Raw genomic sequence first — 14496 nt, forward strand, 5'->3', positions numbered from 1 at the left:
GCGCACAAAGGACAGCAATGTTGACCTATCTAGCAAATTCTACAGATTTGACACTGCGGCACAAGCGGTAACACGCAGCCGTGGCAATGATCTTTTTCGGCAAGCTCCGAGCGAGTACCGGGCAACAAAATTTCCTATGGTCAGCGCAGGCCCGAAGGCAGGCAAAAAAAACGGCAACCCCGCCGAAGCAAGGCTGCCGTTCCAGGCTACACGAGAGACGTGAGGTTACGCAGCTGCTTTGGCTTCGAGCTGCTGGACGGGTTCACTCGTGCCGATCGCGATCGTCCGGGGCTTCTTGCTCTCCGGGACGTTGCGGACGAGATCAACATGCAGGAGGCCGTTCTCGAATTTGGCGCCCGTCACATCGACGTGGTCGGCAAGCTGGAAGCGGCGCTCGAACGCGCGGGCAGCAATGCCGCGGTGAAGGTAGGTTTTGCCTTCGGCGTCCGCGGCCTTCTCGCCGGCGATCGTGAGGGTCTGCTCTTTGACCTCGATCTTCAGCTCGTCCTGGGAGAAGCCAGCAACAGCGAGCGTGATCCGGTAGGCGTTCTCGCCGGTCCGTTCGATGTTATAAGGCGGGTAGGTGGATTCGCTATCGAAGCTCACTGAGCGATCGAGCGCCTGGAACAGGCGGTCGAAGCCGATAGCAGAACGGTAAAAGGGGGCAAATTCAGCGTGTCGCATGACATATCCTCCATGAGAAGCGACATGTAAAAACGGGCCAATTGGCTCGGTTTTTCCAGTGCGGTCCCGCTTTGCGGCAACCACACTAAAGAGGTAGGAAGCCGAATATTCGCTTCAAGAGGCTGCCTGCCAAGATCATGTGTTAATCGCGTTGGTTCGCGTTTCTTCCTCAATATTTTCGCCTTGCGCGCATGAGCATGAAGAGCGGCAGATGAAACTGGTTTCGCTTTCGATCAATCCCGTTCCGAGCGGTGCCGAGGTATTGGCTTTCGACGGCTACGACCGCCGCAAGCTGCGCGCGGCGCTTTGGGAGGCCACGCGCGGGCCGGTGCGCGGCACCGTTATCATCGTGCAGGGGCGCGGCGAGTTCATCGAGAAGTATTTCGAGGTCGTTGCCGATCTCAGGCGGCGCGGCTTCGCCGTGGCAATCTTCGATTTGCGCGGGCAGGGTGGGTCCGAGCGTGTCTTGTCGAACCGGCATAAGGGGCACGTTGTCGCCTTCACCGAATACGACCGCGATCTGGCGATATTCATCGATGAGATCGTACGGCCGAACCTGCCGGAGCCGTTCGTCGGACTCGGTCATTCGCTCGGAGGCAACATTCTGCTGCGCGGGGCGCAGGACGAAGCGAGCCCGTTCTCGCGCATGATTCTTCTGTCGCCGATGATCGACATCCACGAGCGCATGCTCGGGGCGAGCCGGCCGCTGGCGAAGGCTTATGCTTCGACGGCGTCGATGCTGGGGCTGGCGACCGCCTACGTTCGCGGCGGCACCGACCAGCCGAACGATCTCATGGCGTTCGAGAATAACAGGCTGACGAGCGATTACGTGCGGTGGTCGCGGGTGAAATCGATCATTGAGGCTGCGCCTGACTTGGCGCTCGGGTCGCCGACGGTCGGCTGGCTCCGGGCGGCGCTGAGAAGCTGCGCCATGCTTTCGCGACCCGATTATCCGAAATACGTGTGCGTGCCGATGATGCTCTTTGCGGCGGGCGCCGATCACGTCGTTTCGACGCAGGCGATCGAAGATTTTGCCGTCGATCTTAAATCCGGCGGCCACGTTCTGATGCCGGGTTCGCGGCATGAGATTCTGCAAGAGACGGACGCCATCCGGCAGCGGTTCTGGGCCGCTTTCGATGCCTACATGGGCGTCGAAACGTTGCCGTCGGAAGGTCGCCTATAAAACTAAAGCTTGTTGAGCAGGGCCAGCACGTCTTCGTGCAGGCGCGGATCGCCGGTCGCGATGATGTCACCACCGGACGATGGGTCGCCGCCGGTCCATGTGGTGATCACCCCGCCGGCGCGCTCGATGATCGGGATGATGGCGACGATGTCGTAAGGCTTCAGGCCCGATTCGATGATGACGTCGACAAAGCCGGATGCGAGCAGGCAATAGCCGTAGCAGTCGCCGCCGTAACGGGTGAGGCGGGCTTTCGATTTGAGGGCCGCGAGCGCTGCCGACTGCTCAGGGGTCTCAAACAGGTCGGGGTGCGTCGAGGTCAGAATCGCATCTTCGATCTTGGTGCATTCGCGCGTCTTGATACGGGCCGGACGGCCGCCGCGCAGACTGTGGTAGGCCGCCTTGTCGCCCGACCAGAAGCGCTCGCCGGTAAATGGCTGGTCGACTAGGCCAAAGATTGGCTGGTCGTCCTTCATCACCCCGATCAGCGTGCCCCAAAGCGGCGAGCCCATGATAAAGGCGCGGGTGCCGTCGATTGGGTCGATGACCCACTTATAGGAGCTGGTGCCGGGGCGCGTGCCGAATTCCTCGCCGACGATGCCATGATCGGGGAAGCGGGTTGTGAGCGCCTGGACGATCGCTTTCTCGGCGCCTCGGTCCGCCTTCGTCACGGGATCGAAAGCCCCGCCGGCCGCCTTGTTTTCCACAGGCATTGGTTTACGAAAATGCTTGAGGATAACGGAGCCGGAAATATCGGCCAGATCCTGCGCGACGCGGACAATGGCCTGAAATTCGGTCGCCGGCACACGTTCCGCCACGCGGTCACCCTGAGATTTCAATTGTTTGACAGACGCTCCTGATAGCGCCAGTCGCTATGCCGTTATAGAGCAAGGTTGAACTAGATACATATTAGTAACGTAAGTTGTGGCGAGCTGGATACAGCCACCTTTTAATGTGCTAGTGCAATACGCGTTTAGATTGCGATGCGCCACGAACCGGCTCATCGTGATGACTGCGAGTGCGATGACACGCTTCACCGCTTTCGCTGCCCAATTTGGGCGTTTCCTCCCTAGACTTGGGCCGTTCGGCTTCGGACGGCCTTTCTTTATTGGGGATTTTTTTGCCCGCAGTGGTTGCGCCAAACTTAGGCGCTTGAAATGCCTGAATTTTAGCCCTGCACTTTTTGATAACCAGATTTGCGGAAAACGCATTTGCTGGTGATGCGCTGCACCTTTAATTTTTGCAGTGCGATATGTGAGCTCCGCTCGCGCTTCGCAGCCCTCCTTGGGCGTTTCCTCCCTAGACTTGGGCCGTTCGTGGAATTCGGACGGCCCTTTTTCTATGGTGAATCCGGTGCCTCGGAGCGCGCCATTTATTCGGCGGCGGCGCGGTAGTCGAGAATGCCCGGCACCTCGCGGAACATCGTCGATACGATATCAATCAGAACGTCCGACAGGCGCTGATAGCCTGAGTTTTCCTGGAACGTCAGTTCATTGATATAGAGCCCGCGGTTGATTTCGAGCTGGATGGCATGGGTGCCTCGTCCGGGACGGCCGTGGTGCTCGGTGATGTAGCCGCCGGCGTATGGACGGTTCAACTGTACTTTGAAACCACGCCGCTGGAATTCGTCGCGGATAAGAAGGGTAAGGCGCGGATCGGCGGATGCGCCGAAGCGATCGCCGATGACGATGTCGGGGCGCTGGGCGCCGCCAGGCGCCATCGCCGTCGATGGCATCGAATGACAATCGATTAGGACGGCATAGCCGAAGTTTTCCCGTGTCTGCGTGACGAGACGGGAAAGCTCCGCGTGGAATGGAAAATAAAGCTGCTCGATGCGCGCCAGCACGTTTTCGAGGCGCAGCCGCGAGGGATAGATCTCCTCGCCGTCGGCAACGATGCGGGCGACAGTGCCGAGCCCTCCGGCGACGCGAATCGACTGCGTGTTGGCGTGGGCGGGCAGCGGTTCGAGCACCAGTTCCGGGTCAAGTTCATAGGGCTCGCGGTTGAGATCGAGATAGGCGCGGGGAAAACGCGCGCTGATGAGCGGCGCGCCAAGGCTCGCTACGGGGCGGAACAGCTTGTCGACAAAGCAATCTTCAGAACGGCGCAGCGTTTTTGGGTCAAGCCTGGAAATGGCTAGAAATTCGGGCGGATAGAGGCGGCCGGAATGCGGTGACGAGAATACGAAAGGCACGCCCTGTGTCCGCGGCGACAGGACATCGTAGGACGGGAAAAATGCGCTGGGCACGTCGTGGGATCTATCGTCGGGCATGGTGCGGCGTTGTCTCGTTCAGATCCCGGCTTGAGAATGTTTGTTCAGAGCGGCCTACATTGCCAACGGTGCGGCGCGAAGTCCATGCAAGACTTTTAGCGTGATGCGGATTGCACATAGCTTACGCGCGACAATGCCGTTTCCAGGTAAATAAGCATTTCGCCACGAAGTCGAGCGATCCTTTCCACAGTTTCATGCTCCGTTTACCTAAGTTGGGCCAAGTTTGCGTACGACGAGATATGGGGTATTGCTCGTCCGGGGTTTTCGCACATTCAGAGTAGCCATGACCGCTAAGCCATCTAGCCTGCCGATCCGTCGCATCTTGCTCGCCGAGGATGACGACTCCATGCGCGGCTTTCTCGTCAAGGCGCTGGAGAAAGCGAACTACGATGTCGTCGCTTTCGAAAACGGCGAAGACGCCTACGACCGGCTGAAATCCGAGCCGTTCACGCTGCTGCTGACGGATATCGTCATGCCCAAGATGGACGGCATCGAACTGGCGCGGCGCGCCAGCGAAATCGATCCCGATCTCAAGATCATGTTCATCACCGGGTTTGCGGCGGTCGTGCTCAATAGTGAAAACCAGCCGCCAAAAGACGCACGTGTTCTTTCCAAGCCCTTCCATCTCAAGGACTTGGTCAAGGAAGTCGACCGCTTGCTGGCAGCTTGAAACGGCGTTTCGACTATAATCGTCAAATTGCGGCGTTCCGGGGCTTGACCTGGGTATCGCTAACCCTCTAGAAGCTCGTTTCTTCCGGGCACTTAGCTCAGCGGTAGAGCACTACCTTGACATGGTAGGGGTCAGAGGTTCGATCCCTCTAGTGCCCACCATTGAAACCTCTGGTTTCTTTGGTTTTCCGGAACGCCTGCGGTCTTTCCCATCATTGCCCGCCTATTGATCCGACTCGAGCTTCGAGGACGAGAATCCGCGCATTTACCCCGAAAAAAGTGGACTTCGTGAGCTTTAGGCAGGGCATCAGGGAGATTGTCGGTATACGTCCTTTAGCCGAATAGGCTTTTACCATTTTGCCGCACTAGCATCGGCACTATGGCGCACGCGGATAATATTTTTCAGTGTCCTGTAACTGGCCGTCCCCTTCGGCGGCGAGGCGATATGTATGTCACCGACGATGAAGCCGGGAGCTATCGCGTCTTCGATGACATCGCAGTGCTTCTTCCGCAGGAGAATGAGCCGACAACCCCATCGAATATCATTGATTGGTATGATTCATTCGGGTGGGCGCAGAATGCCAATGGTAAATTCAAAGAAACAGACGCTCTCAACGAATCCAAACAGGTACAAATCGAGCATACCAGTCACTGCATTTCCCGCCTGAGCAAATATTTCGAAAAGGGTGGCGACTATATTGTTGACGTCGGGAGCGGCCCGATCGCGCATCCGGAACTTCTCAGCTACGGGCAAAATTTCAAGAAGCGTATTTGCATTGATCTCTCGATCACCGGTCTGCAGCAAGCCAAACAAAAGCTCAGCGATAGGGGCATTTACGTCCAAGGGGACGCAACGAGGCTTCCTCTCGTTAGCGGCTCGATCGATGCGATCACATGCAATCACCTCATCTATCAATTGCCCGTCCATCTGCAGAGGTCGGCTATCTTGGAACTGTGGCGCGTTTTGAAACCCGGCGGGGTCGCGGTGATCGTCTACAGATGGCTTCACTCCGGCTTTGCATTCCGGCTTGAGAGGCTCGCGTCAAAATTTGGTTTAGGTGCGGAAGTGGATAGGGCATCCGACCACGTTCCGGAACGTGATCCCGATGAGCCGCAACTGCGAAAATGGTTTGAAGAACAAGACTGGCCCTTCACCTACTCATACGACTGTTATCGTTTGATCGATAATGAGTTCATGCGCCGATACGTCAGCAATGATTGGCGTGGTCGGTTGTTTCTTAACACTTTGCTATCGATGCAGCGTTGTCTGCCATCACAGTGTGGAAGATATGGCCTGTTTCCTGCTATCGTTATCCACAAGCCGTCGTTGAATTGAGCCGAGACCTGCGTCCGACCGGCGGCGCAACTGATACAACATACACTCGAAATCCAACGTCAGGTCGGCCGAGCCCCGGAAAGGATTTCGGCTTCGCCGTGAATGGCCGGCCTGTCGCAAAGTGTGTCGATTGCGTGATCCTTATTTGCGCGGATCGTCGGCAGGATTGATGTATTTGATGTTCCACGGACCGGTCGCAGTAAGGAGAACGACAGTTTCTTTCTGGTTCCACAGATAGTGTGCGTGGCCAGCGGGCAATGTGAAGCTAGCGCCGACGCCGAGTTTGCTGCCCTTCTCGCGATCCAGCTTTTCTCCCATGCCGTTCCAAACCGTGCCCTGTAGAACGGTGATCACTTCAGCGAAGGGATGAGTGTGGGCTGGAATCTCATATTTCGCCGGGAATTTAAGATAAGCCATAAAGACGCCAGGCTTGCTGGGGTTGCCTATGACGAGCGCACTTTTTGCGCCTTTGGGGAGCAGGGGCTCATCTTTCCATGCGATGGTGCCCAGCTCGAAATTTTCCATTTTGTCTGTCGTCAATCGCTGGATTTGGTCGTCCTGGGCGAACGCATATGTCGAAAGCGCTGCAACCCCCACGCTTGCCAATCCTGCCACCAAAATTCTGATGCTCATTTCCTTTCACCCCGTCTTTATGTGAGTAGCCGAAGCACTGCATAAATAGGTGCGGAGATGGGATGACAACGGCGATTTGCCTGCTCAGCGCCGGGAAAATTGCCTGTACCGCCGAACTCAGATGAGTCCTCGGCCCTTCCTTGGTCTAAGGCGGTTGCGTTAGCGTTTTTATCCCCCACGGGGGTAAATTTCGTGGCTTCATAAGGCAAAGTAGCCGAAATGTTGAGAAACAGCAGGATTTGGGGGGAGGGGGCGCCGAAAAACCACGGCGAAATTCTCCGAAAAGCGCACAAAGGCACTTGGCCTCGGCCAAAAAATCGCTAAAACGCAGGCTTCATCCCGCAGCTTCGCCCCGTCTCGATGGGGTTGGAGGTTCAGCCTCCAGCTGTCCACCAGCTTTAACCGGTGTCGTTATGAAAGTTAGAAACTCTTTGAAGTCCCTGCGCTCGCGGCACCGCGATAATCGCGTCGTGCGCCGTAAAGGCCGGGTCTATGTCATTAACAAGACTCACCGTCGCTTCAAGGCCCGTCAGGGCTGAGGCGCTGCCGGCGTCTATGCGACGTTACGGCGAATTCACCAGAGTCTTTTTGACCAAACGCCATGCCCCGGATTAATTTCGGGGCATGATTTTTCCTGCGCGCCTTCTTATCGGTCTTCTGATCCTCACGGGCGGGGCGGCAAACGCTGCCGCCGATGATGAGCTGCTGAAGACCCAGCCGTTCCCTGCCGAGCCGGCGCCGGCGCCGCAACCGCCTCCTGCCGTCAAGAAAGCGCCGCCCGTGGCGCCGTCTCCCGGTGCTCAAGCGCGTCAGAAGGGGCCGCCTGGGCTGATGGGCCTGCCGTGGCCGCAGACACCGGAACAGGTCTCCAAGACCCTCGACAATCTCTACGCCTATCTCGCGACCGAAGGCGACCATCGTCAGGCGGGCGAGATCAGCGGCGTCATCGAGCGGCTTTGGCGCCTGCAGGGCGGCGATACCGTCAATCTGCTGATCGACCGCGGTGAGCTGTTCTCGGCGCAGAATCAAAACGAGAAGGCTCTGCCTTTCCTCGATGCGGCCGTCGAACTCGAGCCGCAGTATGCGGAGGCCTGGAGCCATCGCGCCTATATCGAATACCGGATGAACAACTACGCGGCGGCGCTGGGCGATCTAAGACGGGCGCTCGCCCTTGAGCCGAATAATTTCCGGGCGCTTGACGGCATGGCCAAGATCCTCGTGCAGATGGGCGAGAAAAAAGCTGCGCTGGAAGTCTACGACCAGCTTCTCAAAGTGCACCCCAACATCGAGGGCGGCCAGACGGCACGCGACGAGTTGAAAAAGGAAGTTGAAGGGCAGGGGATCTGAAGCCTTCGTTTGCGCGCCTAGGTCAAAAGCCAGCGGAAGGCGCGTTTCAGTTCGCTTGCGCCGTGGGATTCGTACCAGCGGCCGTGCGCCACGATGATGCGTTCCGGGTTCCAGCCGATCATCGTTTCGACGGCTTTGCGAAGCTCCGTTTTTTCATTCGAAAACGTTGCGCGGAGATCGCGCGGCATGCCGCCGTCCGGAGCGAGGCAACCGCCGAGGCGGGTCAGCAAGCGCATTCCGATTGAAAGTTTGTCGGGTTCGAAATTTTCGATCAGGTCAGCAAGGATCAGAGTGCGGCTCGGCCGATGGAAGAAGTCGAATTCGGTCATGTACCGGCCAGCGACGGAGATCGTCGCGATCTCTCCATCCCACGGATAGCCGCTATCGCGATCCAACGGCAGAGAAGGAAAGTCGATCCGTTTACCGGCTTGCTCCTTGATGCGTGGTGCGAGGTAAACCTCGGCTGCCGGGAAGGCCGCCTTCCAGTCCGGCGTCCACCAGTAGTGCAAGCGGTTCGGCGCCAAGATCCAATGGGGCTTTGCGATGCGTTCGATCTCGGCGCGGAGTTCGGGCTTCAGCGGCGTTGGAGAATGAATAAACGCGTCGCCGGTCTTGAGCCGGATGAGCGTCATCCGGGTCGGGAACTGCATTTTCAAAAGCGGGGGGCCGAAGCGGATCAGCGGACCGTCGACGAGCCACACGTTTTCCGCGACCGGCTTCAGGGTGTTGAGCGGCGGATAGGTTTGTTTTGCATCATCGCCGTGCATCTTCAAAAGGTGGGTGAAGACCGGCGAGATGCAATAAGGGCGGCTTACACCTCTTCCGCGATCGGTGCGCCGGAATCGTCGATAAAGGCGATGCGGATCATATTCGTCGCACCGGGGCTACCGAGCGGAACACCGGCGGTGATTAAAATGCCCTCGCGTGCTTTGACCAAGCCTTCCTCGAACGCGATGCGGCATGCCTTGCGCACCATGTGCGAGAGGTTTTCGGGGTCGCCCGTCAGGATGGTATGGACGCCCCAGACCAGAGCCAGCCGACGTGCCGTCGATTCAACCGGCGTCAGACCGATGACCGGAATTCCGGGGCGTTCGCGCGTGACGCGTAGCACGGTCGAGCCGGTCGCTGTGTAGCAGACGATGGCGCCGAGCTTCACCGTGTCGGCGATGGCGGATGCGGCGGCGGCGATAGCGTCAGCACCGGTCGGCAGAGGCTCGGTCTGTGTCGCGTAGAGCATCGGCTCGTAAACCGGATCGTGCTCCACCTCGCGGGCGATTTTGTCCATCATCTGGATGGCTTCGACCGGGTATTGGCCAACGGCGCTTTCTGCCGACAGCATGATCGCGTCGGCACCGTCGAACACTGCAGTCGCCACGTCGGAGACTTCGGCGCGCGTCGGCATCGGCGAGGAGATCATGCTTTCGAGCATCTGCGTCGCGACGATGACGGGCTTGCCAGCGGCGCGCGACAGTCTCGTGATCTTCTTCTGGATGCCGGGCACCTTCTCGACCGGCATTTCGACGCCAAGATCGCCGCGTGCGACCATGATTGCGTCGGACGCCGCGATCACCTCTTCGAGTGCTGCGACAGCGGACGGCTTCTCGATCTTGGAGAGAATGGCGGCGCGATTGCCGATCAGACGGCGCACCTCGTGCACGTCTTCGGCGCGCTGGACGAACGACAAGGCAACCCAATCGACGCCGAGTTTCAGTGCGTGTGCTAGGTCAGCCTTGTCTTTTTCCGTGAGCGGACTGATCGGCAGCAGCGTGTCGGGCATCGAAATGCCCTTGCGGCTTGCGAGCATGCCGCCGGTCGTGACCTCGGCCTTGATTTGCACGGGCGACGCTTCGATGACGCGCATGCGCAGCTTGCCGTCGTCAAGGACGAGGTTGTGGCCCGGCTGGATGGCTTCAAAAATCTGCTCGTGCGGCAGGTAAACGCGTTCTTCCGTGCCGAGCGTTTCGTCGCGGTCGAACTTGAAGATCGCGCCGGTCGGCACGTTGATGCGGCCGGTGTCGAAATTGCCGATGCGGAACTTCGGACCCTGCAAGTCGGCAAGGATGCCAATGGGGTGGCGATGGCGCGCGGCGCAGGCGCGCACGGTGTTATAGAGCGCCTTCGAACCGTCGTGGGTCGAGTGGCTCATGTTGATACGGAAGACGTCGACGCCCGCCATGAACAGGCGCTCGACCATCTCCGGGGAGGCAGACGCGGGTCCAAGCGTCGCTACAATCTTGACCCGCCGATTACGTCTCATTTGTCTGCATTTCCTTGGCCCGGATCGGTGAGGCGGATGGTCCACTCCTTCGCCTCGCCAGTATCTACTTCGAAAAATCCGGTGCGCTTATATCCGCGTTTCACGCAATCCTGAACCCCCCGGATGGCAAAGGACTTTTCTGTCGTGCACATGTCGTTTTTGCCGCCCCATTCGCCGCCGCGATCGTAATCGACTGCGTGGACGTAAACGTAGCGGCTCGGCAAGGCTCCCTTCAGAAGCGTCTCGCAGGTTTGCGATGCGATATTCCACCAGCCTTCCGTCGCCCAGCCGGTGGTGTCCTGATAACCAATGGCGACGCCCACCCGGCTCGATGTCGCGTTGCAAAGCTTCAGGTCGGCATGTGCCGCCGACGTGTAAACACATAAGGCCAACGAAAAGATGACGTGCCGGGTAATGGCGCGCGAAGAATTGCGGGATGGCAAGTCAGAAGCTCCAATTCCTATAGCGGAGAGTTCTGGTTGTGTCCCCAGCCGTTCGCCAACGACGTATGTCTTGCTTACGGATCGACAAGGATGACCCGGAAATCGTTGACGTTGGTTTGGGTCGGGCCACACAGAATAAGATCGCCTATGGGGCGAAAGAAACCCGTCGAGTCGTTGTTCTCCAGGAACTTGGCGGCATTGAGATTTTGTGCCGCAGCCCGTGCGAGCGTATCGGGGAAAACCATGGCGCCTGCCGGATCGCTGTGGTGTCCGCCACCGCCGTCGATGCCGTCGGTATCGCCAGCGAGGCCGGCGATGCCCGGCGTGCCATTCAATGCGATGGCGAGGCCAAGGGCGTATTCCTGGTTGGGGCCGCCGGAGCCGTTGCCGCGTACCGTGACGGTCAATTCGCCACCGGACATAATCGCGACCTTTTCGCCCTTAGCTTTCGCTTCGAGGGCCATCTCGGCGTGCTTGCGGGCAATTTCGTGCGCTTCGCCTTCAAGATCGTCGCCAAGCATGATGGTGCGATAGCCGAGATCGCGTGCGATGGCGCCAGCAGCTTCGATCGAAGCGCGGGGTGCGGCGACGATTTCGTAAGTCGAATTGGCGAGCTTGGGATCGCCGGCTTTCAGCGTTTCGTTTTTCGGATCGTCGAGCGCTTTCGCGATCTCGGGCGACGGTGTGATCTTCCATTTGGCGAGCACGGCGCGCGCGTCCGCCAGCGTCGAGCGGTCGGCGACGGTCGGGCCGGAGCCGATCTCGTCGGGATTGTCGCCCGGCACGTCGGAGATAGCGAGCGTCAGCAAGCGCGCCGGATAGACGGCGGCTGCGAGCTTGCCGCCTTTGACTTCGGAGAGGTGCTTGCGCACGCAATTCATTTCCGAGATCGGTGCGCCGGATTTCAGCAGCTGTTTCGTCAGGGCCTGCTTGGCTTCGAAGCTGACGCCTGGCACCGGAGCCGCCCAGATCGCCGAAGCGCCACCCGACAACAGGCAAAGAACGAGATCGTTCGGACCGGCGCTCTTCGCCAGCGCAATGGCGCGTTCGGCACCAACGATGGAATTTGCGTCGGGAACGGGGTGGCCCGCTTCCAGGATTTCGATGATCTTGGTCGGCAAGCCGAAGCCGTGGCGCGTCGAGATAAGGCCCGAGATTTTGCCGGCTTCGCCGGTTGCGATGTAATGCTCTTCGGCTGCGACGGCCATCGCGGCAGAGCCCTTGCCGGCACCGATGATGATGATCCGGCCGCCTCCGGGGACCTTGGGCAGGTGCGCAGGCAGGCAAACCGCGGGGTGGGCCGTCCGATAAGCGGTTTCGAACAGCGTGCTCAAAGTCTCGCGGACGCCGCCGTTCGTGCCGTCTTTCATAGTGTCTCCCTAGGCCGATGCCTGCTTGTTATCTCATTATTGGGGGTCTGGTTTGCGCAAACGCTCCGTCTCCGTCAAGGCATCAGAGGCCGCAGCTTATGCGGGCCTTTCGGGTGGCCGGCATGGTGCTTATGTCGTAAGGCCTGTCGCAGGACCCTGCCGGTCAAGGAGTTGGCCATGAAGACTTTCGATCCGCAAACGACAATCGAACTCGAAGCGGCGGTATTCCGGCGTCTGGTCGAGCATTTGCGGTCGCGAACGGACGTTCAGAACATCGATATGATGAATTTGGCCGGATTCTGCCGGAATTGCCTGGCGACCTGGATGTCGGACGCGGCGGAGGCCAAGGGGCTTGAATTGTCCAAGGATGACGCCCGCGAAATCGTCTACGGCATGCCGTTCCAGGAGTGGAAAGCCAAGCATCAGACCGAAGCGTCGCCCGATAAACAGGCGGCCTTCGAACAGAACCGGCCGAGAGATCATTAATCGTGGTCCCCGGCGACTCGCGTTCCGCGAGCCGGCCGCCGGGGACGGCTTTGGAGCAAGCAGTCGGCCGGCTTTTTTGCGCCTTGCGACTCTCCTTTGGAGAGCCGGCCGCAAGGCGCGGCACCGCAGCGACTCAAAAACGCTCCGCGACATATACAACGTCAAGATGGCGGACCAAATTTATCCCTTTGGATAGCGAGGATCGCCGCCTTGCTGTGGCCGACGCTCGCCGTTAGCGTCGGCGGAACAAGACAGCAGGAGTTCCCATGAGCACGCTTCAAGCCTCGGCGCAAAATCAGCTGCGCCAGTTCGTCGAACAGATCGAACGCCTCGAAGAGGAAAAGAAGCAGCTCGCGGCCGATATCCGTGACAAATACACGGAAGCCAAGGCCGTCGGCTTCGACGTCAAGGCGCTGCGCCAGATCGTTCGGCTGCGCAAGAAGAGCAACCAGGAGCGCCAAGAAGAAGAGAGCATCCTGGAAGTCTACATGCATGCGCTGGGAATGCTGGATCAGGCGCCCAATACGGAAGCGCTTGCCGACGCGATGATGGCCGCTGAGTAAGAGAGTTTTTAGTTGCGCCCTGCGCTCGCGTTCCGCGAGCCGGCTGCGGGGCGCGGCTTCGATTGGCCGGTCGCCAGCATGGGCTTTCATTGCCGGCCGCGAGGCGCAGTAACGCCGATCTGCAACCCGTAATAAAACAGCACCACCCAGTCCCCATTCGGCGCTGAGGAAAGGGCGGTGCTGGCGACGGCAGTCTTTCGACTGCCACCTCTGTGCGCGCGGAAATGTGATTGGTTCTGCGCGTCTTCAGGTTCACCCTAATGTCCGGTCGTGATAAGGACAAATCGCTATTTCTTGCGATGGGCATTAGACCTTCTGATGGTTCACGTCACACTCAAGCAGCTCCGGTATTTTGACGCGCTCGCGCGCGAACAGCATTTCGGCCGCGCCGCCGATGCCTGCGCGGTCACGCAGCCTGCATTGTCGATGCAGATTCAGGATCTTGAAGCCTCATTGGGCATTGCGCTCGTCGAGCGAACGCGCAGCGGCATCAAGCTGACGCCGAAGGGCGAGGAAATCGCGCTACGCGCGCAGCGGCTTCTCAACGACGTCCGCAATCTCGTCGATTATGCGCAGCACGCGGGCGGTCTTCTTTCCGGGACGCTTCGGCTGGGTGTCATTCCGTCGGTTGCGCCATATCTGCTGCCGCCGCTTCTGCCGCTGCTGAAGGAGCATCATCCCGATCTCGAACTGCATGTTCGCGAGACGCAGACGCAGGTTCTGACGGATGAGCTGGTCGAGGGGAAACTCGACGTGCTGCTCTTGGCTTTGCCGATCAAAAATCCGGATATCGAAACGCTACCCGTTTTCGAAGACCGGTTTTTGCTGGCGATGCCGAAAAGCCGAAAGCTCTCCGGCCGCGTGCGGGCAACGAAGGAGATGGTCGAGCACGACCGCCTTCTGCTGCTCGAAGAGGGGCATTGCCTGCGCGACCAGGCGCTCACCTATTGCAGCTTGCAGCAGGTCGATGATGTCAACACGTTCGGAGCATCGAGCCTGTCGACCATCGTCGAGATGGTGTCGGCAGGTTTCGGAATCACGCTGCTGCCGGAGATCTGCATCGGCATCGAAAGTCGTGGCCGCGACATCAAGATGATCCGCTTCGTCGATCCTGAGCCGTCGCGGTCCATCGGGCTTGCGTGGCGTCGGTCAAGTCCGCGGCGCGCGGATTTTCTGGCGTTGGGCAAGTTCGTCAACGAGGCGGGGCAGGTGTCGCTCAAGCGCGGCGTTGCGGCGCTCGAGGCTTAGCGCCAGTC

General features: G+C 59.3%; 16 protein-coding genes and 1 tRNA gene. 9 read left to right on the plus strand and 8 right to left on the minus strand.

Annotated features, from left to right (window positions below):
• Positions 1-225 precede the first annotated feature (225 nt).
• On the minus strand, positions 226-684 hold the full coding sequence (locus RLW41_RS14350) for an Hsp20 family protein (RefSeq protein WP_414461912.1): 459 nt from the start codon (positions 682-684) through the stop codon (positions 226-228).
• 211 nt (positions 685-895) lie between these two features.
• On the opposite strand from RLW41_RS14350, the gene RLW41_RS14355 reads away from it, so the two are divergent.
• Positions 896-1867: an alpha/beta fold hydrolase gene (locus RLW41_RS14355; RefSeq protein ID WP_409562345.1), complete on the plus strand. Its 972-nt coding sequence runs from the start codon at positions 896-898 to the stop codon at positions 1865-1867.
• Positions 1868-1869: 2 nt separating this feature from the next.
• Here the strand turns inward: RLW41_RS14355 and hisN are convergent, their stop codons facing one another.
• Positions 1870-2670, minus strand: coding sequence for a histidinol-phosphatase (gene hisN / locus RLW41_RS14360; RefSeq protein WP_414461913.1), 801 nt, complete (start codon positions 2668-2670; stop codon positions 1870-1872).
• A 566-nt stretch (positions 2671-3236) separates the two neighbouring features.
• Positions 3237-4136 carry an N-formylglutamate amidohydrolase gene (locus RLW41_RS14365; RefSeq protein WP_409562347.1) on the minus strand — a complete coding sequence of 300 codons (900 nt, stop codon included), beginning with the start codon at positions 4134-4136 and terminating at the stop codon, positions 3237-3239.
• A gap of 283 nt (positions 4137-4419) precedes the next feature.
• On the opposite strand from RLW41_RS14365, the gene cpdR reads away from it, so the two are divergent.
• The 3 genes from cpdR to RLW41_RS14380 all read left to right on the plus strand — a co-directional run bounded on the left by cpdR (position 4420) and on the right by RLW41_RS14380 (position 6141).
• A complete protein-coding gene (cpdR, locus tag RLW41_RS14370) occupies positions 4420-4806 on the plus strand; it encodes a cell cycle two-component system response regulator CpdR (RefSeq protein WP_013946396.1) in 387 nt (128 codons plus the stop codon).
• 86 nt (positions 4807-4892) lie between these two features.
• Positions 4893-4967 (plus strand) — tRNA-Val (locus tag RLW41_RS14375).
• A 283-nt stretch (positions 4968-5250) separates the two neighbouring features.
• The gene (locus tag RLW41_RS14380) at positions 5251-6141 is read left to right on the plus strand and encodes a class I SAM-dependent methyltransferase (RefSeq protein WP_409562348.1); all 891 of its coding nucleotides are present in this window, start codon (positions 5251-5253) and stop codon (positions 6139-6141) included.
• 141 nt (positions 6142-6282) lie between these two features.
• Here RLW41_RS14380 and RLW41_RS14385 read toward each other — a convergent pair whose 3' ends face one another.
• A complete protein-coding gene (locus RLW41_RS14385; protein ID WP_414461914.1) occupies positions 6283-6666 on the minus strand; it encodes a cupin domain-containing protein in 384 nt (127 codons plus the stop codon).
• Between the two features lie 521 nt (positions 6667-7187).
• On the opposite strand from RLW41_RS14385, the gene ykgO reads away from it, so the two are divergent.
• Entirely contained in the window at positions 7188-7313 is a 126-nt protein-coding gene (ykgO, locus tag RLW41_RS14390; RefSeq protein ID WP_013216601.1) for a type B 50S ribosomal protein L36, read from the plus strand.
• An 85-nt stretch (positions 7314-7398) separates the two neighbouring features.
• The gene (locus RLW41_RS14395; RefSeq protein WP_414461915.1) at positions 7399-8121 is read left to right on the plus strand and encodes a tetratricopeptide repeat protein; all 723 of its coding nucleotides are present in this window, start codon (positions 7399-7401) and stop codon (positions 8119-8121) included.
• 17 nt (positions 8122-8138) lie between these two features.
• On the opposite strand, the gene RLW41_RS14400 is transcribed toward RLW41_RS14395, so the two are convergent.
• The 4 genes from RLW41_RS14400 to RLW41_RS14415 all read right to left on the minus strand — a co-directional run bounded on the left by RLW41_RS14400 (position 8139) and on the right by RLW41_RS14415 (position 12191).
• Positions 8139-8888, minus strand: a complete 750-nt coding sequence (locus RLW41_RS14400) for a DUF4336 domain-containing protein (RefSeq protein WP_414461916.1) — start codon at positions 8886-8888, stop codon at positions 8139-8141.
• A 44-nt stretch (positions 8889-8932) separates the two neighbouring features.
• Entirely contained in the window at positions 8933-10378 is a 1446-nt protein-coding gene (pyk, locus tag RLW41_RS14405) for a pyruvate kinase (RefSeq protein ID WP_409562352.1), read from the minus strand.
• Positions 10375-10821 carry a DUF1036 domain-containing protein gene (locus tag RLW41_RS14410; RefSeq protein ID WP_409562353.1) on the minus strand — a complete coding sequence of 149 codons (447 nt, stop codon included), beginning with the start codon at positions 10819-10821 and terminating at the stop codon, positions 10375-10377. The genes pyk and RLW41_RS14410 overlap by 4 nt, the downstream gene beginning before the upstream one ends.
• 74 nt (positions 10822-10895) lie before the next feature.
• Entirely contained in the window at positions 10896-12191 is a 1296-nt protein-coding gene (locus RLW41_RS14415) for a glycerate kinase type-2 family protein (protein ID WP_414461917.1), read from the minus strand.
• 177 nt (positions 12192-12368) lie between these two features.
• Between RLW41_RS14415 and RLW41_RS14420 the strand changes: the two genes are divergently transcribed.
• The 3 genes from RLW41_RS14420 (at position 12369) to RLW41_RS14430 (ending at position 14488) form a co-directional block, all read left to right on the plus strand.
• Positions 12369-12677: a DUF1244 domain-containing protein gene (locus tag RLW41_RS14420; RefSeq protein ID WP_414461918.1), complete on the plus strand. Its 309-nt coding sequence runs from the start codon at positions 12369-12371 to the stop codon at positions 12675-12677.
• Between the two features lie 266 nt (positions 12678-12943).
• Entirely contained in the window at positions 12944-13240 is a 297-nt protein-coding gene (locus RLW41_RS14425) for a DUF2312 domain-containing protein (RefSeq protein ID WP_013946407.1), read from the plus strand.
• Between the two features lie 318 nt (positions 13241-13558).
• Positions 13559-14488, plus strand: a complete 930-nt coding sequence (locus RLW41_RS14430) for a hydrogen peroxide-inducible genes activator (RefSeq protein ID WP_024275407.1) — start codon at positions 13559-13561, stop codon at positions 14486-14488.
• Positions 14489-14496 lie beyond the last annotated feature (8 nt).

The organism is Hyphomicrobium sp. DY-1, from assembly GCF_047497105.1.
GTDB lineage: Bacteria > Pseudomonadota > Alphaproteobacteria > Rhizobiales > Hyphomicrobiaceae > Hyphomicrobium_B.

Bases quoted from the DNA above. Each gene is read 5' to 3' on its own strand.
- RLW41_RS14425 (WP_013946407.1), top strand. From the start codon at position 12,944: ATGAGCACGCTTCAAGCCTCGGCGCAAAATCAGCTGCGCCAGTTCGTC.
- RLW41_RS14400 (WP_414461916.1), bottom strand. From the start codon at position 8,888: ATGCACGGCGATGATGCAAAACAAACCTATCCGCCGCTCAACACCCTG.
- RLW41_RS14355 (WP_409562345.1), top strand. From the start codon at position 896: ATGAAACTGGTTTCGCTTTCGATCAATCCCGTTCCGAGCGGTGCCGAG.
- RLW41_RS14415 (WP_414461917.1), bottom strand. From the start codon at position 12,191: ATGAAAGACGGCACGAACGGCGGCGTCCGCGAGACTTTGAGCACGCTG.
- RLW41_RS14395 (WP_414461915.1), top strand. From the start codon at position 7,399: ATGATTTTTCCTGCGCGCCTTCTTATCGGTCTTCTGATCCTCACGGGC.
- RLW41_RS14365 (WP_409562347.1), bottom strand. From the start codon at position 4,136: ATGCCCGACGATAGATCCCACGACGTGCCCAGCGCATTTTTCCCGTCC.
- RLW41_RS14380 (WP_409562348.1), top strand. From the start codon at position 5,251: ATGTATGTCACCGACGATGAAGCCGGGAGCTATCGCGTCTTCGATGAC.
- RLW41_RS14430 (WP_024275407.1), top strand. From the start codon at position 13,559: ATGGTTCACGTCACACTCAAGCAGCTCCGGTATTTTGACGCGCTCGCG.
- RLW41_RS14420 (WP_414461918.1), top strand. From the start codon at position 12,369: ATGAAGACTTTCGATCCGCAAACGACAATCGAACTCGAAGCGGCGGTA.
- RLW41_RS14350 (WP_414461912.1), bottom strand. From the start codon at position 684: ATGCGACACGCTGAATTTGCCCCCTTTTACCGTTCTGCTATCGGCTTC.
- cpdR (WP_013946396.1), top strand. From the start codon at position 4,420: ATGACCGCTAAGCCATCTAGCCTGCCGATCCGTCGCATCTTGCTCGCC.
- ykgO (WP_013216601.1), top strand. From the start codon at position 7,188: ATGAAAGTTAGAAACTCTTTGAAGTCCCTGCGCTCGCGGCACCGCGAT.
- RLW41_RS14385 (WP_414461914.1), bottom strand. From the start codon at position 6,666: ATGGAAAATTTCGAGCTGGGCACCATCGCATGGAAAGATGAGCCCCTG.
- pyk (WP_409562352.1), bottom strand. From the start codon at position 10,378: ATGAGACGTAATCGGCGGGTCAAGATTGTAGCGACGCTTGGACCCGCG.